This is a genomic window from Streptantibioticus cattleyicolor NRRL 8057 = DSM 46488 (genome assembly GCF_000240165.1).
GTDB lineage: Bacteria > Actinomycetota > Actinomycetes > Streptomycetales > Streptomycetaceae > Streptantibioticus > Streptantibioticus cattleyicolor.
In genome coordinates, this window is the sequence record NC_017586.1 from 3,334,415 (window position 1) to 3,356,775 (window position 22,361).

Here is a 22,361-nt window from a genome sequence, read left to right on the forward strand (position 1 = left end):
TGTGGAAGCACACCGGCCGGTGATGATGCCGGAGGACGAGGTGACCTTCCGGCTGGCGCAGCTGCTGCTTCTTCTCGACGCTGTCGCCGAACAGGACGTGAACGGGGCGAGCCTGGAGCGCATCGGGTACTACGACTTCCTGTCGGCGAATCCCTTCCTCGTCGTTGATTCCGACGGTCGGGAGGGCAATATGCTCAGGCTGGCCGGGTTCGATCCGCGGGTGCTCTCGTACGCGTCATCCTCGCAGCGCTTCACTAGTCGACGCGAGCGCATCCAGCACGATCTCGGACTGCTCGTGGCTTACGGGTGTTGCGAGGTCCACAACCGCAACGGCGCCTTCGCCTATTCGATCAGCAACCGCGGTCGGGAAATCGGGGCTCGCTTCACCGCCACCTACGCCGCGTCGTTCACCACTGCGGCGTCCATCGTCGTGCGTCGCCTCCGCAAGCTCAGTGACAAGGCGCTGCGGGAACAGACCGCACGGTGGCTGCGACCGGATGGAGAGGGCGGGCCAGGTGCCGCGCTCCTCAGCGTGCTGGGGCCGGGACCGCAGGCACGTGACATGCCCTGGGAGGGATGACCACCATGCAGCCTCTGCCTGGCATCCGGATCCGGCGACTGCGCCTTGCTGGCGTCAGCCGGAATTATGACGTCGATTTCACGCAGGACCAGCGGGTGCGGGACCTGTCCGTGGTGGCCGGAGCATTTAGTTCGGGTAAGACCGCGGTGCTGGAGTTCATCGCCTACGGCCTCGGTGGGAAGCGCCATCCACGGCATCCTGAGGTGCTGCGAAAGGTCCGTTCCTGCCTTCTGGAAGTCGAGCTGTCCGGCGAACCGCACGTCATCGAGCGTCCGGTCGGGGAGCCATCGAAGGTCGCCTACGTACGCCGGGGGACGCTGGACAGTCCGCCGCTCTCCAAGCCTGAGAGCAGGACCATCGAGCCGGCGGGAGCGCCCGAGAGCCTCTCCGCTCTGCTGCTGGGGCACTGCAAGCTCGAAGGTGTCCAACTGCGGGAGGCCCCCTCCAGCCGTGAGTCCCGGACCGACCCCCTGAGCATCCGCGACCTCATGAACCTTGCGTTCTTGCCCAACGAGCGCATCGCCTCCAAGAACTTCCTGTTTGAGAACGAGTACATGAAGAAGCACAAGCTGAAGCAGGTGGTCGACGTCGTCTTTGGCGTTCACGACGACCGTGCTGTCGAGCTTGGGCAACGCATCAAGGAACTGGGCACCCGACTCACCCAGGCACGCTCCGAACTCGCCGCAGCACGGGCGTTCGTCGATGAGCAGGACGTTCCCACGGTCGGCGCGCTGACCGCTGAGCAATACCAAGGCGAGCTGCGGGAGCTGACCGAGCAGCTACGGGCCCTCGATGAGGCAGCGCAAGCCGGCACCACCTTCGCTGGGCGTCTGCGCCGCGAGCACCAGGAAGCTGCCCAGCGCGCCCGGCGAGCCGCTGGCGTGGTACGTGACTGCGAGACGCAACTCACCCGGATGATGCCACTACGGGCGCAGTACGCGGACGACCTTGTCAAGCTCAATATGCTGGCCGAAGCGCAGCGCCTGTTTGACCCCCTCAGCGTCACGACCTGCCCGGCGTGCCTGAATCGGCTGCCCGCCCCCCCGTCGGTCGAGAACGGCTCGTGCAGTCTGTGCAGCCACGAGCTACCCCACGGCGACGAGCACCTGACGCTCGGCACCGCCACAGCCGAGCACTCGTCGGATGAAGGGCGGTTGGATGTCGCGGCCGAGATCAGGGCCACCAAGGCCCGTTTGCAGGAGATCACTGCCTACGTTGAGGGCCTGGACAGCTCGCTCGCCACGTTGAAGCTCCAGGCGGAAGACGCCGCCATCGACGAAGAACGTGCCGCGGCCGCTGTCGACGAAGCCACTTCGCCCACCGTCACCCCGTTCCTCGCCGCTCGCGACAACCTCCAGCGCCGGCGCGAGGAAGTCCTCCGTCATCTCCAGCACGCCGAGAACGCGACGAAGCTTCAGGCTGGCCTGGAGAAGCGTGCCGCGCTCGTGGAGCGGCAGGAGGCACAGATCGAACGCCTGCGGGAGGAACGCGACCGGCTGGGAGATGCCGCACAGGACCGGGACCTGGCCGTCGGCCGAATCAGCGGCCGGTACGGCGAACTCCTGCGGCAGTGGCGCTACCCGAAACTCAGCCAGCCGGTGATTGACACGAACCTGGTTCCTCACGTACGCGGCGACTCCTACCGCGAGGCATCATCCGGCGCCCGAACGCTCCTGACCTTGGCCTGGCAGCTGGCCGTCTTCGAGGTGGCCGTCGAAACATCGGCCGCCCACCCCGGCTTCCTCATGATCGACAGCCCGCAGAAGAACCTGGGCCACGGCGCCACCCGGGACGCGGTAATCGCGGACGCGATCGCCATCGACGACTTCTACCGCCACCTGACCAGATGGCTGGGTGAAAAGGGCGCCGGTGCCCAGGTGATCATCGTCGACAACAGTCCGCCCATGCTCGTGGAGGAGAACGTCGTGGTCCGGTACAGCCGCAATGAGGACCTGCCCCCCTACGGGCTGATCGACGACGAGACCACTACAGACGAAAGCCGCCCCGAATAACCTCCTCACCCCGTCGAAGCCATTCGCCTACCCGCCCCTGCGTCTGCCGCGGCGTTGGAGATCGGCCGCCAGTAGTCTCGGGGCGCGCCCGCGCGCCCTGGTGGTGTTGTGGTCATTTGGTTGTGGATCGTCGGGTTCGCCGGCGCTGACGGTCAGTAGTCGGAAGATCAGGTAACTGAGCCCTTTCAGCTGCCACTCGACGATCCCAAGGCCTGCTTTTGATGCACGCCTAGCAGTCCCAACTCCTGTATTGAATAGTTCAGTTTGGAACGGTCGGAAACCCTGAAGACTGCCGGAGTGTGGGCTAGATCAAGCCGACCGCGGACAACGAAGCGCCCACAGCGGCATCGGGCAGAGTGTGACTATGGTCAAGGCTTTTCAGGACAGCCCCGCTGCGAGGAACTTGATCAACATGAAAAGTTGACCAGTTCCGGCACTTTGGGCACGGGCGGCCAATCAGAAACGGACGTAGGAGATGCAGTCCGTGCTCGCGATCAATCAGATACAGGCTGTCGGGCTCAAGGTCGTTGCGGCTGCTCGACATGGTGTTGGTCGGGACTACCGGGTGGTCGCCCATCATGCTCCGATAGTCCACAGTCGCAGACCCTAGCAACTGGTCCCATCGCACGTCCGTGAAGTGCGCCAGGCGTAGGTCGGCGAGAAAGCGTGCCCGGCCCAACAGCTTGAATAGATCAGCATGAGCGCTGCTCAGGGCAGCAGGAAGTTCTACCTGATCGGGGCCACGGTGGTGTGCAACGGCATTGCGCTGATCGTAGAGCCGCTTGCGCGCTGCTACGGTCTCGGAACCTGCGAGCAGGGAACCGAACTCTTGGAGAGGGTGTTCTGCAGGTAGCGTCCTCCGCTTACGCCCGCTGACGATCTCCTCAAGAACCGCAACCCATTCCCCGAACCCGGGACCTGTGCGCCCCCCTGCCAATTTCTCCCGGATAGCGCGAACGGAGCTGAGTTCAATGCCCGCCTCACGGGCGAGCGCCGAGACTATCAGGGCACTGTAGCCGCACAGGATCTCAGCCGTGGCAAGTACCGCCTCATATGCCTCCTTCGGTTCGCCGGCACTCATCCGTACTTCTACTTCTCGCCAACGCGCGGCAATCGGAAATGGGAAACGTGTACGAATCGTGTAGCTGAACTCATCCAGCTGCGTGGCAGCTTCGACTCGCAGCCGCAGTGTCTGTCCAGAAGCGATGATCCGCTCACGCGCCTGAACGACGTTGCGGTCGCGGAACGCCGACTGCAGTAGCTGAGTCGCGGCACGTTGCCAATCGCTCATCCGCTCTCGGACGATGGCCAGATCGTCCAGGGCCGCAGCTAGAGCGTCGTCCAGAAGTGGAATTTCGAGGTTGACCAGCTCGCTCCGCTTCACACGGACAAGCCCGACTGTTCCGATGGCGATCGCCCGGAGGTCCGACGAGCGCAAGAAGGCGAGAATCCACCGCACATACCCGGGATCGAGTGGCGCGCGGGCGCGCAGTACCAGCACGTTGTCACTCGCAACAGCTGGTAGGTCTGCCTCTGTAGCCACTGCGGCCCTGATACTGCCGTCCGCAGCGAGAATCTCAGTCGCGATCACGTCACCGACCTCGAGCCGCGGGAGGCTATCCGGAGGCACCACCCAACTGCTCGTCGGATCGGGGGCGGCAAGTGAACCGTCGTGTCCGATGTCGCGGGGCACCACGATGCGAATCGCTCCTGACGTGCCCGCAGGGACTTTTTCGCGTTTGAATCGGAGCCCCCCCACTTGGCTAAGGGCTGTCCCGTAAATGATCTCTGACGGGTCTGGTGGCCTGCTGGTTTCTGCGTCACCCGGCAAGGACGAGGTTGTGCAGGCGGGCGATGCCGAGCATGGCGTGCTGGACGCCGTCGCCCTTCAGCCGGCAGTCGCGAAGGATCTTCCAGCCCTTCATCCGGGCGAAGACGTGCTCTACACGGGCGCGGACTTTGCGGTGGGAGGCGTTGTGCTCCTCCTTCCATTCCGGGAGTTCGGTCTGGCCCTTCTCGCGGCGGTGCGGGATGACCAGGCCGGTGCCCCGGTAGCCGCCATCTGCGATGACCGTGGTCTTGCCGACGGCGTCTTTCGCGCCGGACAGCTCCCACGCCTTGCAGTCGTTGCGGTTGCCTGCGACTGGTCGGCCGACCGCGACGACGAGCCGGGTGTCGGCGTCGATGACGACCTGGTGGTTGGTGGAGTACCGGTAGTTCTTGGACTGCTCGGCGATGGTGTGGTCACGGGTGGGAACGAGGGTGCCGTCCACGATGAGCACGGTGTCCTTGCGGAACCGCTTGCGCTGCTGGAGCGCGAGCGCGGGCCCGAGGTGGTCGATGATGCGGTCGGCCGCCGACTTGGACACCCCGAACAGCGGGGCCAGTTGGCGCAGGGTCAGGTTCGTCCGCCAGTACGCGGCGATCAGGAGCACGCGGTCCTCCAGCGGCAGGCTCCATGGCCGACCCTTGCGCACCGGGTCCACACCCTCACGCCGGAGCGCGGTGATCAGCTTGCCGAACTGGCGCGGGCTCAGCCCAGTGAACGGGGCTATCCAGGAGGGCTCAGACGCCGTGATCACACCAGACACAGCCAGATCATCTCACCCGTGACCAGCAGTTACGGGACAGCCCTTAAATAGCGAGCCCAGCGGAGTTCCGCTGGCCTGAACGACTCCACCTGAGTCACTGCTCTGCACGGTGCCCCCGACATCTCGCCCTACCTACGGCCAGCCTATTCCAGTTGATCGCCGAGCAGGATCAATATGCCCGTGAAGCTAGGTCTGGCCAACGCCTGGGAGGACCTGGAGACGATCCCACTCCGCACGGTGTAGAGGGACCCTGCCTCTGTGTAGTCCCTGCTCCCTCGACCCCGAGCAGGGACAAGATCCTGAGACAGGACGCCATGGCCCCTGAATGAGACGTGCTGAGAATGCGCAGGTCGCTACAACGGAATGGGACATTCCGATTGAGGGCCTACAGGAGCCGACGCGGCGCGGGGAAGGTGTGAGGTACCGCTGTTTCACGTGAAACAGCGGTACCGGACCGTTTCACGTGAAACACCGCTCGCTCCGGCGGAAACCGGCTGGCAGCCGCCGGTCGAGGGGCCGTCGGTTGACCTTCAAGCGACCTGAAGCCCCACAATCGCCGCCATGGACGACACGGGAGCACTCTTCGCCATCGGTGCCTTCGCCCGGCGGGTGGGGCTCACCCCCAGCGCGCTGCGGTTCTACGACGACTGCGGGGTGCTGCGCCCCGCCGAGGTGGACGCGGTGACCGGGTACCGCTATTACGCCGCCGAGCAGGAGCCGAGGGCGGTTCTGGTGCGGCGGCTGCGGGAGGCCGGGGTGCCGCTGGTGGACGCGGCCGTGGTGCTCGACGGCCCGGCCGAGCGTGCCCGCGACGTGCTCCACGCCCATCTGCGGCGCACCCGGGAGAGCGCCGCCACCACGCAGTCGGCGATCGAGACCGTGCTGCGCGAGCTGTCCGGCGACGGCGCCCCCGGCACCCTGGTCCGGCTCGGCGGGGCCGAACTGGCGCGAGCGGTACGGCAGGTGACACCGGCGGCGGCCACGGGCGCGGCACGAGAGGGGTTTCCGGTGCTGGGCCACGTACTGCTCGACGCCGGGTACGACGAGGTGTGCCTGGTGGCCACCGACCGCTACCGGCTGGCGGTCCGCGCGCTGCGGCCCGTCTCGTTCGAGGGAGAGCCGGTGCGGCTGCTGCTCGACGCGGACCGCTTGCGTCAGATGGCGGCCTGGGCGCTGCCGCTGACCGAGGTCGTGGTCGGCACGGACGGGCGGACCGTACGGTTCGGCGGCGCCGGTGAGGAGCGCGAACTGCGCGCCGGGGAGGGAGAGTTCCCCGACTACCGGCTGGTGCTCGACGCCACGGCGCCACCACGGCACCGGGTCGTGGCCGACCGCCGAGCGCTGTGCGAAGCGCTGGTCGGCGCCGGCCGCGTGCCCGGTGCGCCGGTGACTTTGCGCGCCGGAGCCTCGGGGCTGGTGGTCGCGGGGGCGCCCGGTACCCCGGCGATCGACGTGGCGGCCGTGCGTACCGGTCCCGTCCCGTCGGTCGCCTTCGACCCTCGGGTGCTGCTCCCCGCCCTGGAGGCGAGCGTCGGCCCCGACGTCCTGCTGGAGGTCTCCACCGCCGATCAGCCCGTCGTCGTACGCTCCGCCGACCAGGGCGGCTTCACCACGCTGGTGATGCCGGTCCGCCCGGCGCCCGTCGGTGGCCCCGGCGGGTCGGCCCCCACGGCTTGAGCACCGAGACCGCGGTGAGGAACGTGTACAGGCACAGCGCCACCGAGGGCGCCGCGAGCAGGGTGCGCGCGGTGGACCCGACCGGCTTCCCGGCGGTCACCGCGTCCGCGGCCTCCCCGATGACCAGGCGCAGCGCCAACGCCGACGCCGCGGTTGCCGCGAGGGTGAGCCAGAACTTCACCACCACCCAGCGGTGCCTGGCCAGCCCCCAGCGCGTACCCAGCGCCAGCGCCACCCCGCTGACCAGCGACGACACGCTCACCACCGGCAGCAACCAGTCGGCGACGACCCGCATGGCACGGTAGGCGGCGGCCACCGTCGCCGGATCCCGCGCGGTGGCCCCGGCGATCGCCAGCGTGAGCAGGGTCAGCGTCGTCCCCAGCCAGCCGACGGAGACCACGACGTGGGCCACGAGCAGGGCGCGGCGCACCGGACGCGTGAAAGTCATGGCGTCCACGGTCGCCCGCCACGGCGTCCGGCGCGTCGCATCCGTGGAGTATCCCCCGGGCCTCCGCCGGGAGCAGCGTCGGGCCGGTTTCACGTGGAACCAAGGAGCCACCGTGCGCCACGGCCCGGTAGGTTGCCAGTCCGGCGAGGCGCGTATGACAGGGAGGGGCCGGTGGCACGGCTGCATCTGTTCGACATGGACGGCACCCTGTTGTACGGGTCGTCGGCCAACGTGGAACTCGCTCGGCAACTGGACCTGGTGGCGGACTTCGAGGCGCTGGACGCGGATTTCTCCGGCGGACTCATCGATACGGTCGAGTACGCACGGCAGGCATATCGGATGTGGCGGGATCTCACGGCGAACCAGGTCGAAATGGCGTTCGACGCCGCCCCGTGGCTGACGGGGATACGCGAGGTCTGGGCGGATATCCGCGCCCGTGGCGAATACTGTGCGGTCATCTCCCTGTCGCCGGACTTCTTCGTGTCGCGCCTGATGGGATGGGGTGCGCATGCCGCGTTCGGCGGGAGATTCCCGGAACTGCCGTTCCGCGGCAAGCCGTTGGACCCCGCCGGACTTCTCGACCCGGCGGCCAAGGTGCGCATCGCGGACGAGCTGTGCGAACGCTATGGACTGACCCGTGACGACTGCGTGGCCTACGGCGACTCGTCCTCGGACACCGCGCTGTTCAAGGCCGTTCCGGTGTCCGTCGCGGTCAACGGCGACCGGCACGTCGAGGCGCTGGCGTCCTTCCGTTATGCCGGCCGTGATCTCCGTGGGGCCTACGAACTCGCGCTCGATTGAATGCTTTACGGGGGTTGTGTATTTCGCGGTGCCCGGTATGGTCGGGGGCGATCGTTGTCCGTCGGCCCGTCAGGTGGAAACGCATGCCTATCCGGTCCAGTTCCGAAGCCGTGCGCCGATCCACCGTGACGTGAACGGGTCTGCCCCTGCCCGGCTTTCCGGTTGTCCGTCCGAAGCGTCCGTGCCCTGTGCCACGCTTTCATCCCTCCGGTGCCCGGCGAGGAACGGAAAGGCAGATCGTCCCCGCGGCGCGGAACTCGCGTATCGCGACCGTCCCGTCCCGCGGATAGCGCGGAAGAGCGGGCCTGCCATGACACGGACGCGGGGAAACCGACCGGGAGATGTGCGAGGCGAGGCAGGCGATGGACGCTCTGACCACCAGACCGGCCGACCGGGAGACCGGGTCCGGCGAGGGCCGTTCCGCACCGGCGGCCCCTCCGGCGCACCGGGGCGCCGGCCCCGGCCGCGACGAGCCGGGTGACGCGGGCGGCTGGAGCTGGTTCAGCCCCGCCCGGCCGACCGGCGCCAAGCCGGAGCCGGCCGACGGCGACGGGACCGGGCCGGAGCCGATGACCGGCGGGGAGGGTGAACCCGAGGGCGTACAGGGAGGGTCACCGGGCAGCGGGCCGCACGCCCCGGGCCGTGGCGCCACCGGTGCCTCCTGGTTCGGCGCGGCCCCCGCCAACCCGGCCGCAGCGACCCGGACGTCCGCGACCACGGTCTCGTCGGCCGCGGCCTTCTCCTCGGCCGCCCGCTCGGCCACCGCCCCGCCGCCTCCGACCCGGCCCCCGACCGCGGCCCCACCGGCCCCGGCCCCGGCTCCGTCCCGCCCGGCCACCGCGCGGGAAGACACCGACGCCGACCTCATCCGCCGCACCATGGCCGTCGTCGAGCCCATCGCCGACCGCACGACCTCGCACTTCTATGCCCTGTTGTTCCTGTCCCACCCCGAGATACGCGAGCTGTTCCCGGCCGCGATGGACGTGCAGCGGGACCGGTTGTTCACCGCGCTGGTCACCGCAGCCCGCCTGGCCGACCAGCCGCAACGGCTCACCGAATACCTCTCCCAACTCGGCCGCGGCCACCGCAAGTACGGCACCCGGCCCGAGCACTACCCGGCGGTGGGCGAAGCGCTCATCGGGGCGCTCTCCCGGTACGCCGCCGAGATGTGGAACGAGGAGGTGGAGGCCGCCTGGGTACGGGCGTACACCACCATCTCGCAGATCATGATCGACGCCGCGGCCCGCGACGAGCGCACCGCACCGGCCTGGTGGCAGGCCGAGGTGGTCGGCCACGAACTGCGTACCCCGCAGATCGCGGTGATCACCGTCCGCCCCGACCAGCCGTACCCGTTCCGGGCCGGACAGTACGTCGCCGTGGAGACGCCGTGGTGGCCCCGGGTGTGGCGGCACTACTCACCGGCCTCCGCGCCCCGCCCCGACGGGCTGCTGACCTTCCACGTCAAGGCGGTGCCGGCCGGCTGGGTCAGCACCGCGCTGGTGCACCACGCCCGGCCCGGCGACGTGATCCGGCTGGGGCCGCCGGCCGGCTCGATGGTGGTGGACCACACCAGCGACGACGGGCTGCTCTGCCTCGGCGGCGGCACCGGCATCGCACCGATCAAGGCGCTGGTGGAGGACGTGGCCGAACACGGCCGCGCCCGCCCGGTGGAGGTCTTCTACGGCGCCCGGCACGACGACGACCTCTACGACCTGGACACGATGGTCCGGCTGGCGCAGCGGCACCGCTGGCTCTCGGTGCGTCCGGTGGTCTCCGCGGGCGGGGCCGGGCTCGTCGGCGACCTGCCGGACATGGTGCGCAGACACGGACCGTGGCCCTCCTACGTCGCCTATCTGTCCGGGCCGCCGGGGATGATCCGCGGCGGCGTGGACGCCCTGGTCGCCACCGGGATGCCCACCGAGCGCATCCGCCACGACGCGCTCGACGAACTGGTCACCGGCCGAGGCCCGGGCCTGCCAGGATCACCACTCGGGAGAGAAGTTGACCCCTGACCCATACCACCCGGGCCTCCGGCCGGACCGCCCTGGCAGCGACGGGGAACACCTGGTGCAGCGGGAACTGGGCACCGTGGACCGGGCCGACCGGTTCTACCAGGACCAGGTGCGCGACCGGCTCAACGCGCGGATGCGGGAGTTCATCGGGGCCCAGGAGATGTTCTTCCTGTCCACGGCCGACCGCAACGGCGAGTGCGACTCCTCGTTCCGGGCCGGTCCCGCGGGCTTCCTGCGGGTGCTGGACGACAAGACGCTGATGTACCCCGAGTACCGCGGCAACGGCGTGATGGCCTCGCTCGGCAACATCCGGGAGAACCCGCACGTCGGCATGTTGCTCATCGACTTCGCCCGGGACCGCGTCGGGCTGCACGTCAACGGCCGCGCCCAGGTGGTCTCCGACGAGGCCGCGCGCTGCCTCCACCCCGACCTGCCGGTGGACCCGGTGCCCGGCCGCCGGGCCCGGGTGTGGGTGCGGGTCGAGGTGCTGGAGGCGTACATCCACTGCTCCAAGCACATCCCGCGGCTGGTCAAGGCGCCGCTGCGGGAGGACCCCGGGCGGACGCGGACCCCGCCCGACGGCGAGCGGGCGTGGGGCACCGACGACGTCCGACGCAAGGGCGGTGACTACTTCGGCGCGGCGGCCGAGGCCCGGGCGGAACGGGAGCGCACGGCGGCGTACCGGGCGATGTCCCTGCCCCCGCAGGCGCCGCTCCCGGACCGGCACGTCTGGCGGCGCGAGGCGGAACGGGCGCTCGCGCGGGCCTGGCAGCGGGCCCGCCCCGGCCGGCGGGACGCCGACGGACCCGGCGACGAGGACGGCGGGTTCCGCGGCTGGTTCGGCTGACCCCGGGGCGGACGGGGCCGGCTCAGCCGAGGTCGCCGGCGAGCAGCGCCCGTACCCCCTCGATGTTGGCGTCGAGGTAGGACCGCAGCGACGGCGGCACGACCTCGACCGAGGCCACCCCGGCACGGGTGAAGGGCACCCGGACCACCTCGTACTCCCCGCTGGGCTCGTCGACCTCGGGGCCGTGGCGGCGGCTGAGGTCCATCGACTCCAGGCGGCACACGAAGAAGTGCTGGACCTTCACCCCGCAGGCGCCGTCCTCGCGGACGTGCTCGACGGTGTCGACGAAGGCCGGTACGACGTCGGTGACCTTGGCGCCCAGTTCCTCGTCCACCTCGCGGTGGAGCGCGTCAACGACGGTGGCGTCCTCCGGTTCGACGCCGCCGCCGGGGGTGATCCAGTACGGGGGCTGGCCGGGCTTGGTGCGTTTGATCAGCAGCAGGTCGGCGCTGTCGAGCAGGATCGCGCGGGCGGTCCGTTTGACCACCGGCCGTGTGGTGTGGCCCCGCAGATCGGCTGGCATGCAGGGACCATGCCGCGACGCGGCCCTGGTGAAACGCGGTGGCGGGGGGCAATCGGAACACGGCCGTCCAGCCGGTGGGCGGGGCGCTCCGGCGTACGCCACCGAAGCGTTCACCACGTGGCGGCGGCGTCCAGCAACTGCCGGTGGGCCCGGTACAGATGCGGCAACGCCAGCGTGCCGGCCCGTACCACCAGGTAGTACGTGCGCAGCGGGGGCAACGCGGGCTCCACCAGCGTGGTGATCTCCCCGGCCGCCAGCGCGTCGTGGCACAGGTAGCGCGGCAGCACGGCCATGCCCGCCCCGGCGCGGACGCACTCCAGCACCCCGCGCTGATCGGGGACGATGACGGTGGCCACCGCGCTGGGGGCGCTGCCGAAGACCTCCGTCCAGTAGCCGACGAGCATCGGCAGCTCCTCCTCGTGGCCGACCACCGGGATGCCGTCCAGCTCGCCGGGTTCGCCGCGCGGGGAGCCGATGCGTCCGGCCCAGGAGGGCGCGGCCACCAGCACCTGCTCCTCGTCCCACAGCGGGGTGGCGTGCAGCAGCCGGGCGCGGGGGCGGATGGTGGCCACGGCCAGGTCGTGACGGCCGTCGGCCAGCCCGGCCAGGGCTTCGTCGCCGCCGCCGAGCGCCACGCGTAACGCCAGGCCCGGGCCGGTGAGCGGGGCGAGGGCGGGCACGATCCGCGTGGTGAGGAACTCCGGGGGGCCGGCCAGGTGCAAGGTGCGTTCCGGTGAGGCGCCGTCCAGCTCGTTCTCGGTGATCCGGTGGAGGGCGTCGAGGTGCGGGGCCACCTTGTGGGCGAGTTCGTCGGCGACCGTGGTGGCGGTGACGCCGCGCGGCAGCCGCTGGAAGAGCTGGCGGCCGAGCTGGCGTTCCAGGTTGCGTATCTGCCCGGTGACGGCGGGCTGGGAGAGGCCGAGAAGCTGAGCGGCCCTGGTGAAAGAGCCGGCCCGGTGCACCGCCAGAAAGGTGCGCAGCAGGGCCAGATCCATGGGTTCCCCTCCTTCGGGCACGCGTCGTCCGGTGGCGATTGCCCTGAGCAACACCACGTATAAATATGCCGATAGCTCGTCGGTCCAACTGTGATTGGACACTGACGCAGAGTCAACTAGCCTTGTTCATCGCGTCGCTTGCGTACGCGACCGGTGGTCGGAGCCACGAGGGGGGAGGCTCCGGCCACCGTCTTTCGGTGTTCCGGGACGGTGTCACCGCGCTTCGTCCAGCGCGCGGAGCACGTCGGCCACGATGTCCTCGGCGTCCTCCACGCCCACCGAGAAGCGGATGAACCCCGGCGACACGGCGTCCCCGCCCCAGCGGGCACGGCGTTCGGCGGTGCTGGTGACCGAGCCGAAGCTGGTGGCCTCGGCGGTCAGCCGCAGCGCGGCCAGGAAGCGTTCGGCGTGCGCCTGGTCGGGCAGCGTGAAGGAGACCACCGAGCCGAACCGGCGCATCTGCGCCGCGGCGATCCGGTGCGCCGGGTCGTCGGGCAGGCCGGGGTGGCGCAGGCCGGTGACCTCGGGGCGCTCCCGCAGCGCCGCCGCGAGGGCGAGCGCGTTGGCCGCCTGCCGGTCCACCCGGAGCTGGAGGGTGGCCAGCGAACGGTGGGCCAGCCACGCCTCCATCGGCCCGGGGACGGCGCCCACGGTCTTGCGCCACAGCCGTACCGAGTCCGCCAGCTCGGGATCGCGCGCCGTGACGTAACCGAGCAGCAGGTCCCCGTGGCCGGTGAGCGCCTTGGTGCCGCTGGCCACCGAGAAGTCGGCGCCGAGGTCGAGCGGGCGCTGCCCGAGCGGGGTGGCCAGGGTGTTGTCGACGGCGACGAGGGCCCCGGCCGCGTGTGCCGCGTCGGCGAGCCGGCGGATGTCGCACACGTCGAGCCCGGGGTTGGAGGGGGTCTCGATCCACAGCAGCCGGGCCCCGTCCAACGCGGTCAGCTGGGCGTCCCCGGCGGTCGCGGCGAGCCGCACGGTGACCCCGTAGGACTCCAGGCGCCCCTGGAGCGAACGGGTCGCCTGGTAGCAGTCGGAGGGGAGCACCACGGTGTCGCCGGAGCGGACCTGGGAGAGCAGCACCGCGGCGACCGCCGCCATGCCGGAGGCGAAGCTCACGGTCGACGCGGGGCGTTCCGGGGACTCCAGCGCGGAGACGGCCTCCTCCAGCAGGGTCCAGGTCGGGTTGTCGTCCCGCCCGTAGCCGTAGGGCGCGAGGACGTCGCCGGGCAGGTGGTAGTGGGAGACGAAGGTGGGACCGGGGAGCGAGGGCATGTGTGCCTCGGCGGGCGGCCGGCCCGCGTGCACGCTGCGGGTGCCGTCTCCTGCCGACGCCTGCGGTCCGGTCATCGCTGCCTCCTCGGGGCGGTCGTGTTTCACGTGAAACACCGGTCGGGGCCGGGGTGGCCCGTGCGGTGTTTCACGTGAAACCTTGCCCTACGCCGCCGTGCGGGGCGGAGGGGGCGTCAGTCGTCCTCGTCGGGCAGCACCATGTGCATCGCCCAGGCGACCACGCTGACGATCAGGCCGCCGATGAGCGCCGCCCAGAACCCGCTCACATGGAAGGCGAGGTGGAGCCGGCCCGCCAGCCAGGAGGTCAGCAGCAGCATCAAGGCGTTCACCACCAGCGTGAACAGCCCGAGGGTGAGGACGAACAGCGGGAAGGAGAGCACCTTCACGATCGGCTTGACCAGCCAGTTCACCACCCCGAAGACGAGCGCGACGAGCACCAGGGTGAGGACCTTGCGGCCGGTGCTCGTCCCGGTCAGGGTGATCCCGCTGATGAGCCAGACCGCCACCCCCAGCGCCACGGCGTTGGCCAGCGTCTTGACTACGAATCGCTTCATGCTGGGATGGTCGCAGAAGCGACCCCGGTGACAAGGCACCGGGCGGGAGAAGGCGAGGTAGCGGGCGCATGAAGGTGTTCCGGCTGGACGATCTTGACGCCGAGCGAGCCGCGAACGACGGTGCTTACCTGCGCTTCCTGCGCGAGCGGAACATGTCGGCGGGGCTGTACGCGCTGCCGGCCGGCGGCACCGACCCGCAGGGCCCGCACGCCCAGGACGAGATCTACCTGGTGGTGAGCGGCCGGGCGTCGATCACGGTCGGTGAGGAGACCACCCACGTGGCGCGCGGCAGCGTCGTCTACGTACCGGCGAACACCCCGCACCGTTTCCATCACATCACCGAGGATCTGCGGGTTCTCGTGGTCTTCTCGCCACCCGAGGGGTGACCCGCGGCGGCCCGCCGCCAGGGACGCGGACGCCGGTCCCTTAAGGGTCCGATCAGGGGGCTATGGGGTCCGCGGAACCTCCGCGGCGGGCGGTGCCGACCGTAAGCTCGACGACAGGGAAGCCCGCAGGGGGCGGAGGGAGTCGGACATGAGCGGCAAGGGCAACGGGAACGGGTTCTTCGACGGCGTGCCGTGGTGGGTGAAGTGGATCGCGGTGCCGGTCATCGCGGTCATCGTCTTCGGCGGGCTGATCGCCAGCCTGATCGGCTTCGTCTTCGGCCTGCTGTTCAAGGTGGTGCTCTTCGCTGCCCTCGTCGGCGGCCTGGTCTACCTGGTCAAGCGCTTCACGTCGTCGTCCTCGTCCCGGGACTGGTAGCCGCCGCCGGGACCGGCGGCGGGACGACCGTGACGGCCGTCCCGCCGTGGCCGGCAGACCGGCCGTACGGGTCACACGGTGCCGGCGTCGTCCTGGAGCGGCACCCGTTCGGCGCGCGCCGGCCTTCCGTTGGGCCTGGTCGCCGGGGTGACCGCGGTGCCCGCACCGGCGGTCTTCCCGGCGTCCTTCGCCGGGCCGGCCGCCGCGGTGTCGCCCGGGGCGTTCATCGCGGCGATCAGCTGACGGGCGAGGCCCAGTCCAGTGCCGCCCATGGTGAGCGCCTTGGCGAACATGTCCGCCATCCCGTCGGCGCCGTTGAGCAGCACCATGTGGTCCACGTTGCCGAAGGCGGCGGCGCCGGCCTTGACGATCTCCGGCCATTTCTCGGCGAGTTGCTGGGCCACCACGGCGTCCTGGTTCTCCGCCAGCGCCGTCGCCCGCGCCTTGATCGCGTCGGCCTCCGCCAGACCCTTCGCCCTGGCCGCCTCCGCCTCGGCGAGCCCCTTGGCCTTGGCGGCTTCCGCGGCGGCGAGCCCGTGGGCCTGGGCCGCGGCGGCCTCCGCCTGACCGGTGGCCCGGGTGGCGTCGGCCTTGGCCAGACCGCGCGCCTTGGTGGCCTCCGCCTCCGCGGACGCGGCGGTCTTCACCCGGGTCGCCTCCGCGGCGGCGGCCAGCTCGGTCTCCTGGGCGTTGGCCTGGGCGGCGGAGATCCGCGCGTCGCGTTCGGCCTCGGCAAGGGTGCGCTTCTCGTACGCCTTGGCGTCGGCGGGCTTGCGCACGTCGGCCTGGAGCTGCATCTCCCGGCGGTGCGCCTCCAGTTCGGCGACCCGGGTCTCCTGCACCACCACTTCCTGGCGGGCGGCGGCCTCGGCCAGCGGTCCGGCCTGCTTGGCGGCGGCTGCGGCCTTGTCCCGTTCGGCCTGGTAGCCGGCCTTGAGGATCTCGCTGTCCCGGGCCGCCTCGGCCATCAGCGCGTACGCCTGCTGCTCGGCCTCGGTGGCCAGCCGGTCGGCCTCGGCCTGGGCGATCCTGGCGTCCCGCTGGACGGCCGCGGCGTGCGGCGCGGCCAGGTTCTGGATGTATCCGGTGGGGTCCTCGATCTCGTGGATCTGGAGCGAGTCCACGATCAGCCCGAGCTTCTCCATCTCCGTGCCCGACGCGGAACGGGTCTGCGCGGTGAGCTTCTCGCGGTCCCGGATCATCTCCTCGACCGTCAACCCGCCCACGATGGACCGCAGATGACCGGCGAAGACGTTGTGGACCCGGTCGCCCATCATCTTCTGCTGGTCCAGGAAACGGCGGGCGGCGTTGGCGATCGACACCAGGTCGTCGCCGACCTTGAAGATCACCACGCCGCGGACCTTGAGCGGGATCCCCTGCTTGGTCACGCAGTCCACCAGCAGATCGGCCTCGTTGAGGTCGAGCGACAGCTTGCGGACGGCTTGCAGACCGGGGAGCACGAGCGTTCCGCGACCGGTGACGATCCGGAAGCCCAGCCCCTCCTCCAGCCCCTCGGTGCGGTGCTTGGAACCGGAGATGACCAGCGCCTCGTTGGGCTCCGCGACCCGCCAGCAGAGCTTGAAGAGCGTGATCAGAACAATGACAGCGACGAGTGCAGCACCCGCCGCGACGCCGATGACCATCGGCACCTGCCCCCTACGAACAACGGCCCCCGAGCGGGGCCGACGCGCGGCCCCCTTGTGGGACCGCGAAGGGAGTCTGCTCCCGTGCAACAACCACCGGAAGACGCTGACGCGTTGTTGTCGAAATCTTGACGTCAAGAAGACTTCGGACCGTTACCGCCTCCGGCGTTTACACCACCGCGGCGACGTAAACGGTGCGTGGCGCCTGGTACTCGACGATCACCACCGGCGTGCCGGGCTCGATGCGTTCGCCGGGGACCGCCGGATAGGCGAGGAAGTGCTCGGCGCCGCCCCGGATCCGTACCATCACCTCGCCGACCAGCCCCGGGCCGACCGTCCCCGTCACCCGTCCCTGAGACCCTTCCATGCGCGGAGCGTAGCGCGCGCGGGCCGCAAGCGCCCGCCCCGCCGGTCCCCGCTACCGGCCGCCCGGGAGGGGCCCCTGGCGTCGTGGCCGTCCCACCCGCTAGCGTGTGAGGCACCTTTGCAATCGCGGGAGCTCGGAGCACCGGGCTGAGAGGGCGCTGAAGGACGCTGCGCCGACCGCTGAACCTGTTACCGGGTAATGCCGGCGTAGGGAGTGGGTCTCATGACCATGCAGGATGCACACACGCCTGTCTCCGGGTCGTCCTCGGACAACGGCGGCGGCGAGCGGCAGATCGGCTGGCACAAGGGGTATCTCACCGGCAGCAGGCCGGACATCCGGGTGCCGGTCCGCAGGGTGCACCTCACCAACGGCCGGGACGTGACGCTGTACGACACCTCCGGCCCGTACACCGACCCCCAGGTGGAAACCGACGTGCGGCGCGGGCTGGCCCCGCTCCGCGAGAACTGGATCATCGCGCGCGGCGACACCGAGGAGTATCCGGGGCGTGCGCCGCGCCCCGAGGACGACGGCCTCAAGCACACCGCGCCGCGCGGCGGGCTGCGCAACCTCGACGCGGTCTTCCCCGGCCGTCCGCGGCTGCCCCGGCGCGGGCGCGACGGCCAGGCGGTGACCCAGCTCGCCTACGCCAAGCGGGGCGAGATCACCGCCGAGATGGAGTACGTGGCGCTGCGCGAGGGCGTGGCCCCCGAGGTGGTGCGCGAGGAGATCGCGGCCGGCCGGGCCGTACTTCCGGCCAACGTCAACCACCCGGAGATCGAGCCGATGATCATCGGCAAGCGGTTCCTGGTGAAGGTCAACGCCAACATCGGCAACTCGGCGGTCACCTCCTCCATCGAGGAGGAGGTGGAGAAGATGACGTGGGCCACCCGCTGGGGCGCCGACACCGTCATGGACCTGTCCACCGGCCGCAACATCCACACCACCCGCGAATGGGTGCTGCGCAACTCCCCGGTCCCCATCGGCACCGTCCCCCTCTACCAGGCGCTGGAGAAGGTCGACGGCAAGGCCGAGGAGCTGACCTGGGAGATCTACAAGGACACCGTCATCGAGCAGGCCGAGCAGGGCGTCGACTACATGACGGTGCACGCCGGCGTGCTGCTGCGGTACGTGCCGCTGACCGCCCGCCGCAAGACCGGCATCGTCTCGCGCGGCGGCTCCATCATGGCCGCCTGGTGCCTGGCGCACCACCAGGAGAACTTCCTCTACACCAACTTCGAGGAACTCTGCGAGATCCTGCGCGCGTACGACATCACGTACTCGCTCGGGGACGGGCTGCGCCCCGGCTCCATCGCGGACGCCAACGACGAGGCGCAGTTCGCCGAGTTGAAGACGCTGGGCGAGCTCAACCGGATCGCCAAGTCGCACGACGTGCAGACCATGATCGAGGGCCCGGGCCACGTCCCGATGCACAAGATCAAGGAGAACGTCGACCTCCAGCAGGAGGTGTGCGAGGAGGCCCCGTTCTACACCCTGGGCCCGCTCACCACGGACGTCGCCCCCGCCTACGACCACATCACCTCCGGCATCGGCGCGGCGATGATCGCCTGGTGGGGCACGGCGATGCTGTGCTACGTCACCCCCAAGGAGCACCTGGGGCTGCCGGACCGGGACGACGTCAAGACCGGCGTGATCACCTACAAGATCGCCGCCCACGCCGCCGACCTGGCCAAGGGCCACCCCGGCGCCCAGGAATGGGACGACGCCCTCTCCGACGCCCGGTTCGAGTTCCGCTGGGAGGACCAGTTCAACCTGGCCCTCGACCCGGACACCGCGCGTTCCTTCCACGACCAGACGCTCCCCGCGGAGCCGGCGAAGACCGCCCACTTCTGCTCGATGTGCGGGCCGAAATTCTGTTCGATGAAGATCTCGCAGGACATCCGGCGGGAACACGGCGCCTCGGCGGAGGAGGTCGAGGCCGGGATGGCCGAGAAGTCCAAGGAGTTCGCGGCGGCGGGGAACAGGGTGTACCTGCCGTTGGCGGACTGACGCACGCACGCGGTTCGACGGGCGCCGCTTTCGGAGGATGACCTCCGTGGGCGGCGTCCGGCGTTTTCCGGCCCGCCGCTGATCGGCCGCCGTTATATTCAGAGGTGTTGTTGGTCTTATATATCGGAGGCATGTATGAGCGTGACAACCATCGACCTGGACGATGATGCCCTGGCGAAGGCCATGCGGTTCTCCGGAGGCGCGACCAAGAAGGACGTGGTGAACGAGGCCCTCCGCGAGTACGCCGAGAGACACGAACGTGCTGCCCGGCGTGCTCGGCACATGGAGGCCGCCAAGGAATGGGACTACGAGGGCTGGCAGCAGCTCCACGACGCGGAGAAGCGGGAAACGGAGTGATCCGGTACCTCGCGGACTCCACCGCCGTGTGGCGCCTGCTGCGTGAGCAGCATCTGAACGAGGTGTGGGGAGAGGACATCGACCTGCGGGTGATCGGGTCGTGCGCTCCCCAGCGCACCGAATTCCGGCGTTCCGCCCGCAACCTCGTCCATTACGAGCAGATGGGCGAGATGTTCGCCGACCTGTACCCCGACGTGCCCCTGCCGAAGAACATGTGGGGCTGGATCGAGTCGGCTCAGTTCCGACTCGCCCGAAGCGGAGGAGCTGTCCGGGCGCTGTCCACCGTCGACCTGATGATCTGCGCCACGGCGGCTTACCACGGGTTGATCGTGCTGCACGACGACAACGACTTCGTCACCGCCGCCGGGGTGCTGACCGACGTTCTTCAACGTAGCGTCCGCGACGTTCCGCGCTAGGCGCCCGATCGTCGTGCGGTGCTTGCTTTCATGGCCCTTGAACGGGGGAGGACGGGGTTTCGGCGGCGGGGGAGTCGCCGGGGCCACCCGTGCGAGGGGTTTCTGACCGCGCCGGGATGTTGAGGCTCTGGTGCGGGATTCTCCTCGCTTAGTGTGACCGTGCGAGCGAGTGGTGGGGGTAGGGTCCTCTGCCTGCCACCACTCGCTCAGCCCTCCGCTATTTGTTGATCTTGGTCACCTGGCCGGCGCCGACCGTCCTGCCGCCTTCGCGGATGGTGAAGCGGAGCCCTTCTTCCATGGCGACCGGCTGGATGAGCTGCACGGACATCTCGGCGTTGTCCCCGGGCATGACCATCTCGGTGCCTTCCTTGAGCGTGACGACGCCCGTCACGTCCGTGGTGCGGAAGTAGAACTGGGGACGGTAGTTGTTGAAGAAGGGGGTGTGGCGGCCACCCTCGTCCTTCGACAGGATGTAGGCGGTCGCCTCGAACTCGGTGTGCGGGGTGACGGAACCCGGCTTGATGATGCACTGGCCGCGCTCGACGTCCTCGCGCTTGATGCCGCGGAGCAGCAGACCGACGTTCTCACCGGCCTGGCCCTCGTCGAGCAGCTTGCGGAACATCTCGATGCCGGTGACCGTGGTGGACGTCTTCTCCGTCTTGATGCCGATGATGTCCACGTTCTCGTTGACCCGCAGCACGCCCCGCTCGATGCGTCCGGTGACCACGGTGCCGCGGCCGGTGATCGTGAAGACGTCCTCGATCGGCATCAGGAACGGCTTGTCGACGTCGCGCTGCGGGGTCGGGATGTTCTCGTCGACGGCGTTCATGAGGTTCATGACCGACTGGCCCCACTCGGGGTCGCCCTCCAGCGCCTTCAGGGCGGAGACCTTGACGACCGGGCAGTCGTCGCCGGGGAACTCGTACTCGTTGAGCAGCTCGCGGACCTCGAGTTCGACGAGTTCGAGGATCTCCTCGTCGTCCACCATGTCGGCCTTGTTCAGGGCGACGACGATGTACGGGACGCCGGACTGGCGGGCGAGGAGCACGTGCTCCTTGGTCTGCGGCATGGGGCCGTCCGTCGCCGCGACCACGAGGATGGCGCCGTCCATCTGGGCGGCACCGGTGATCATGTTCTTGATGTAGTCCGCGTGGCCGGGGCAGTCGACATGGGCGTAGTGACGCGCCTCGGTCTGGTACTCGACGTGCGCGATGGAGATGGTGATGCCGCGCTGACGCTCCTCGGGAGCCTTGTCGATCTCGTCGAACGGCGTGAACGGGTTCAGCTCCGGGTGCGCGTCGTGCAGCACCTTGGTGATCGCCGCGGTAAGAGTGGTCTTGCCGTGGTCCACATGCCCGATGGTGCCGATGTTGACGTGCGGCTTCGTCCGCTCGAACTTCGCCTTGCCCACGCGATCCTCCTCTGGTCGGGAGCAGGACGGCCGTCCGCCTCCCGGGTTTCACTTGCGTTGACAGCACTGCGCCGGGTCCAGCGATCACCTCGCGGTGATCAGGCGAGTGCTCTGGGTCACAGTAATGGATCCGCTCACACGTCACCCGGGCGCCGTGAGTCACCTTCGTGGCCCGTCGGCGCGGCCCGGTTGACCACGGCGCCGCCACGGACCCCGGAACGGGGACGCGCCGCACCTGATGGGACGTCAGGTGCGGCGCGTCGCCCGGGAGACGGTGGTTACCGCTGACACAGGCGCGGGGTGGAGCCCACGATCCTGACGAAACGGCCCGAGATCCAGCCGGAGTTGTGGCGGCCGAGGCGGTACCAGACGTCGTTGCGGTCGACGGGGCTGCCCTTGGAACGGCAGGCCAGCTCGACCATGGTGCCGTTGCGGAAGCTGCCGAGCATCCGGCTGCCGATCCGGGACTCGTTGCGGATCCGCAGGCCCTTCTGGGCCTCCACCCGGCCCCGGTAGAGGTCCCGGCCGGTCATGGGGTCGCTCTTGCGGCCGTTCGCCGGGTCCATCCGGCGGCCGTTCATCGCCGTCTTGTCGCCCTTGGCCATCAGCTTGTCGCCCTTGGCCGTCGTCTTGTGGCCCTGCGCCATCATCTTGTGGCCGCGGGCCGGCATCCGGTGGCCGGCCGACGAGGACATACGGCCGGACATCGCGGAGTGGTGGCCGGCGGCCGGGCGGGAGACCTGGTGGCCCGCCATGGCGCCGTGCGCGTGCTTGGCCGGGTGGGCCATGGTGTTGTTGGCGCCGGGGCGCGCGTGCGGACCGGGGTGGTCGGTGGCGAAGGCGGTGCCGCCGACGGCGGCGGTGACCAGCGCCCCGCTGACGGCGGCGAGCGCGACCTTGCCGATTGTGGACTGCAGAAGCATCTGCTGCCTCCTGGGGAGGAATAGGCCCGAGGGCCATGAGGTGACGCTTGTGACGCTAGGTCCGTGACCTTCCGCGTGCAACTCATCGCCGTGCGTGACGGGCCAACGGGTGACCGCCGCACCGCCGCACCGCACCGCACCGTCG

Annotated in this window: 22 protein-coding genes; 11 read left to right on the plus strand and 11 right to left on the minus strand. The window is 69.8% G+C overall.

The genetic code is table 11. The annotated features are described in order from the left end of the window. Position 1 precedes the first annotated feature (1 nt). On the plus strand, positions 2–580 hold the full coding sequence (locus SCATT_RS14870; RefSeq protein WP_014143896.1) for an ABC-three component system middle component 2: 579 nt from the start codon (positions 2–4) through the stop codon (positions 578–580). Continuing rightward, the gene (locus SCATT_RS14875) at positions 577–2,592 is read left to right on the plus strand and encodes a hypothetical protein (RefSeq protein WP_014143897.1); all 2,016 of its coding nucleotides are present in this window, start codon (positions 577–579) and stop codon (positions 2,590–2,592) included. The genes SCATT_RS14870 and SCATT_RS14875 overlap by 4 nt, the downstream gene beginning before the upstream one ends. A gap of 304 nt (positions 2,593–2,896) precedes the next feature. Here SCATT_RS14875 and SCATT_RS36465 read toward each other — a convergent pair whose 3' ends face one another. Together SCATT_RS36465 and SCATT_RS14880 are read right to left on the minus strand one after the other, a co-directional pair. Continuing rightward, positions 2,897–4,183, minus strand: coding sequence for a restriction endonuclease subunit S domain-containing protein (locus tag SCATT_RS36465; protein WP_193789278.1), 1,287 nt, complete (start codon positions 4,181–4,183; stop codon positions 2,897–2,899). A 229-nt stretch (positions 4,184–4,412) separates the two neighbouring features. Further along, entirely contained in the window at positions 4,413–5,183 is a 771-nt protein-coding gene (locus tag SCATT_RS14880) for an IS5/IS1182 family transposase (protein WP_014626964.1), read from the minus strand. Between the two features lie 561 nt (positions 5,184–5,744). Here SCATT_RS14880 and SCATT_RS14885 point away from each other — a divergent pair. Continuing rightward, positions 5,745–6,860 (plus strand): MerR family transcriptional regulator, encoded by a 1,116-nt coding sequence (locus SCATT_RS14885; protein WP_014143899.1) that lies wholly within the window; start codon positions 5,745–5,747, stop codon positions 6,858–6,860. Here SCATT_RS14885 and SCATT_RS14890 read toward each other — a convergent pair. Continuing rightward, positions 6,790–7,308: a hypothetical protein gene (locus SCATT_RS14890; protein WP_014143900.1), complete on the minus strand. Its 519-nt coding sequence runs from the start codon at positions 7,306–7,308 to the stop codon at positions 6,790–6,792. The genes SCATT_RS14885 and SCATT_RS14890 overlap by 71 nt on opposite strands. Positions 7,309–7,479: 171 nt before the next feature. Here SCATT_RS14890 and SCATT_RS14895 point away from each other — a divergent pair, with 171 nt between their 5' ends. The 3 genes from SCATT_RS14895 to SCATT_RS14905 all read left to right on the plus strand — a co-directional run bounded on the left by SCATT_RS14895 (position 7,480) and on the right by SCATT_RS14905 (position 10,968). Further along, positions 7,480–8,109, plus strand: coding sequence for an HAD family hydrolase (locus SCATT_RS14895; protein WP_014143901.1), 630 nt, complete (start codon positions 7,480–7,482; stop codon positions 8,107–8,109). A gap of 362 nt (positions 8,110–8,471) precedes the next feature. Next, positions 8,472–10,121: a globin domain-containing protein gene (locus SCATT_RS14900; RefSeq protein WP_014143902.1), complete on the plus strand. Its 1,650-nt coding sequence runs from the start codon at positions 8,472–8,474 to the stop codon at positions 10,119–10,121. Between the two features lie 55 nt (positions 10,122–10,176). Continuing rightward, positions 10,177–10,968: a pyridoxamine 5'-phosphate oxidase family protein gene (locus SCATT_RS14905; RefSeq protein ID WP_014143903.1), complete on the plus strand. Its 792-nt coding sequence runs from the start codon at positions 10,177–10,179 to the stop codon at positions 10,966–10,968. A gap of 22 nt (positions 10,969–10,990) precedes the next feature. Here SCATT_RS14905 and SCATT_RS14910 read toward each other — a convergent pair whose 3' ends face one another. From SCATT_RS14910 to SCATT_RS14925, 4 genes are all read right to left on the minus strand, one after another. Further along, positions 10,991–11,491, minus strand: a complete 501-nt coding sequence (locus SCATT_RS14910) for an NUDIX domain-containing protein (protein WP_014143904.1) — start codon at positions 11,489–11,491, stop codon at positions 10,991–10,993. A 110-nt stretch (positions 11,492–11,601) separates the two neighbouring features. Then, positions 11,602–12,486, minus strand: coding sequence for a LysR family transcriptional regulator (locus SCATT_RS14915; RefSeq protein ID WP_014143905.1), 885 nt, complete (start codon positions 12,484–12,486; stop codon positions 11,602–11,604). A gap of 213 nt (positions 12,487–12,699) precedes the next feature. Continuing rightward, a complete protein-coding gene (locus SCATT_RS14920) occupies positions 12,700–13,833 on the minus strand; it encodes a cystathionine gamma-lyase (protein ID WP_014143906.1) in 1,134 nt (377 codons plus the stop codon). A 116-nt stretch (positions 13,834–13,949) separates the two neighbouring features. Further along, a complete protein-coding gene (locus tag SCATT_RS14925) occupies positions 13,950–14,330 on the minus strand; it encodes a phage holin family protein (RefSeq protein WP_014143907.1) in 381 nt (126 codons plus the stop codon). A 68-nt stretch (positions 14,331–14,398) separates the two neighbouring features. Here SCATT_RS14925 and SCATT_RS14930 point away from each other — a divergent pair, with 68 nt between their 5' ends. Beyond that, the gene (locus tag SCATT_RS14930) at positions 14,399–14,716 is read left to right on the plus strand and encodes a cupin domain-containing protein (RefSeq protein WP_014143908.1); all 318 of its coding nucleotides are present in this window, start codon (positions 14,399–14,401) and stop codon (positions 14,714–14,716) included. A gap of 148 nt (positions 14,717–14,864) precedes the next feature. Next, positions 14,865–15,092 carry a DUF5326 family protein gene (locus tag SCATT_RS14935; RefSeq protein WP_014143909.1) on the plus strand — a complete coding sequence of 76 codons (228 nt, stop codon included), beginning with the start codon at positions 14,865–14,867 and terminating at the stop codon, positions 15,090–15,092. 71 nt (positions 15,093–15,163) lie between these two features. Here the strand turns inward: SCATT_RS14935 and SCATT_RS14940 are convergent, their stop codons facing one another. After that, entirely contained in the window at positions 15,164–16,735 is a 1,572-nt protein-coding gene (locus SCATT_RS14940) for an SPFH domain-containing protein (RefSeq protein WP_014143910.1), read from the minus strand. A gap of 169 nt (positions 16,736–16,904) precedes the next feature. Next, positions 16,905–17,102: a hypothetical protein gene (locus SCATT_RS38605; protein WP_041824761.1), complete on the minus strand. Its 198-nt coding sequence runs from the start codon at positions 17,100–17,102 to the stop codon at positions 16,905–16,907. Between the two features lie 222 nt (positions 17,103–17,324). On the opposite strand from SCATT_RS38605, the gene thiC reads away from it, so the two are divergent. The 3 genes from thiC to SCATT_RS14960 all read left to right on the plus strand — a co-directional run bounded on the left by thiC (position 17,325) and on the right by SCATT_RS14960 (position 19,882). Further along, positions 17,325–19,109 carry a phosphomethylpyrimidine synthase ThiC gene (gene thiC, locus SCATT_RS14950; RefSeq protein WP_014143912.1) on the plus strand — a complete coding sequence of 595 codons (1,785 nt, stop codon included), beginning with the start codon at positions 17,325–17,327 and terminating at the stop codon, positions 19,107–19,109. A 135-nt stretch (positions 19,110–19,244) separates the two neighbouring features. Then, positions 19,245–19,466 carry a type II toxin-antitoxin system VapB family antitoxin gene (locus tag SCATT_RS14955; RefSeq protein ID WP_014143913.1) on the plus strand — a complete coding sequence of 74 codons (222 nt, stop codon included), beginning with the start codon at positions 19,245–19,247 and terminating at the stop codon, positions 19,464–19,466. Beyond that, entirely contained in the window at positions 19,463–19,882 is a 420-nt protein-coding gene (locus SCATT_RS14960) for a PIN domain-containing protein (protein ID WP_014143914.1), read from the plus strand. Before SCATT_RS14955 ends, SCATT_RS14960 begins: the two co-directional genes overlap by 4 nt. Before the next feature lie 217 nt (positions 19,883–20,099). On the opposite strand, the gene tuf is transcribed toward SCATT_RS14960, so the two are convergent. Both tuf and SCATT_RS14970 read right to left on the minus strand, forming a co-directional pair. Then, a complete protein-coding gene (gene tuf / locus SCATT_RS14965) occupies positions 20,100–21,293 on the minus strand; it encodes an elongation factor Tu (RefSeq protein WP_014143915.1) in 1,194 nt (397 codons plus the stop codon). 278 nt (positions 21,294–21,571) lie between these two features. Beyond that, positions 21,572–22,216, minus strand: coding sequence for an SH3 domain-containing protein (locus SCATT_RS14970; protein WP_014143916.1), 645 nt, complete (start codon positions 22,214–22,216; stop codon positions 21,572–21,574). Between the last annotated feature and the right edge of the window lie 145 nt (positions 22,217–22,361).

Coding starts and splice junctions, on each gene's coding strand:
- SCATT_RS14875 (WP_014143897.1), top strand. CDS start 577: ATGACCACCATGCAGCCTCTGCCTGGCATCCGGATCCGGCGACTGCGC.
- SCATT_RS14885 (WP_014143899.1), top strand. CDS start 5,745: ATGGACGACACGGGAGCACTCTTCGCCATCGGTGCCTTCGCCCGGCGG.
- SCATT_RS14890 (WP_014143900.1), bottom strand. CDS start 7,308: ATGACTTTCACGCGTCCGGTGCGCCGCGCCCTGCTCGTGGCCCACGTC.
- SCATT_RS14900 (WP_014143902.1), top strand. CDS start 8,472: ATGGACGCTCTGACCACCAGACCGGCCGACCGGGAGACCGGGTCCGGC.
- SCATT_RS14910 (WP_014143904.1), bottom strand. CDS start 11,491: ATGCCAGCCGATCTGCGGGGCCACACCACACGGCCGGTGGTCAAACGG.
- SCATT_RS14915 (WP_014143905.1), bottom strand. CDS start 12,486: ATGGATCTGGCCCTGCTGCGCACCTTTCTGGCGGTGCACCGGGCCGGC.
- SCATT_RS14920 (WP_014143906.1), bottom strand. CDS start 13,833: ATGACCGGACCGCAGGCGTCGGCAGGAGACGGCACCCGCAGCGTGCAC.
- SCATT_RS14925 (WP_014143907.1), bottom strand. CDS start 14,330: ATGAAGCGATTCGTAGTCAAGACGCTGGCCAACGCCGTGGCGCTGGGG.
- SCATT_RS14930 (WP_014143908.1), top strand. CDS start 14,399: ATGAAGGTGTTCCGGCTGGACGATCTTGACGCCGAGCGAGCCGCGAAC.
- SCATT_RS14935 (WP_014143909.1), top strand. CDS start 14,865: ATGAGCGGCAAGGGCAACGGGAACGGGTTCTTCGACGGCGTGCCGTGG.
- SCATT_RS14940 (WP_014143910.1), bottom strand. CDS start 16,735: ATGGTCATCGGCGTCGCGGCGGGTGCTGCACTCGTCGCTGTCATTGTT.
- SCATT_RS38605 (WP_041824761.1), bottom strand. CDS start 17,102: ATGGAAGGGTCTCAGGGACGGGTGACGGGGACGGTCGGCCCGGGGCTG.
- thiC (WP_014143912.1), top strand. CDS start 17,325: ATGACCATGCAGGATGCACACACGCCTGTCTCCGGGTCGTCCTCGGAC.
- SCATT_RS14955 (WP_014143913.1), top strand. CDS start 19,245: ATGAGCGTGACAACCATCGACCTGGACGATGATGCCCTGGCGAAGGCC.
- SCATT_RS14970 (WP_014143916.1), bottom strand. CDS start 22,216: ATGCTTCTGCAGTCCACAATCGGCAAGGTCGCGCTCGCCGCCGTCAGC.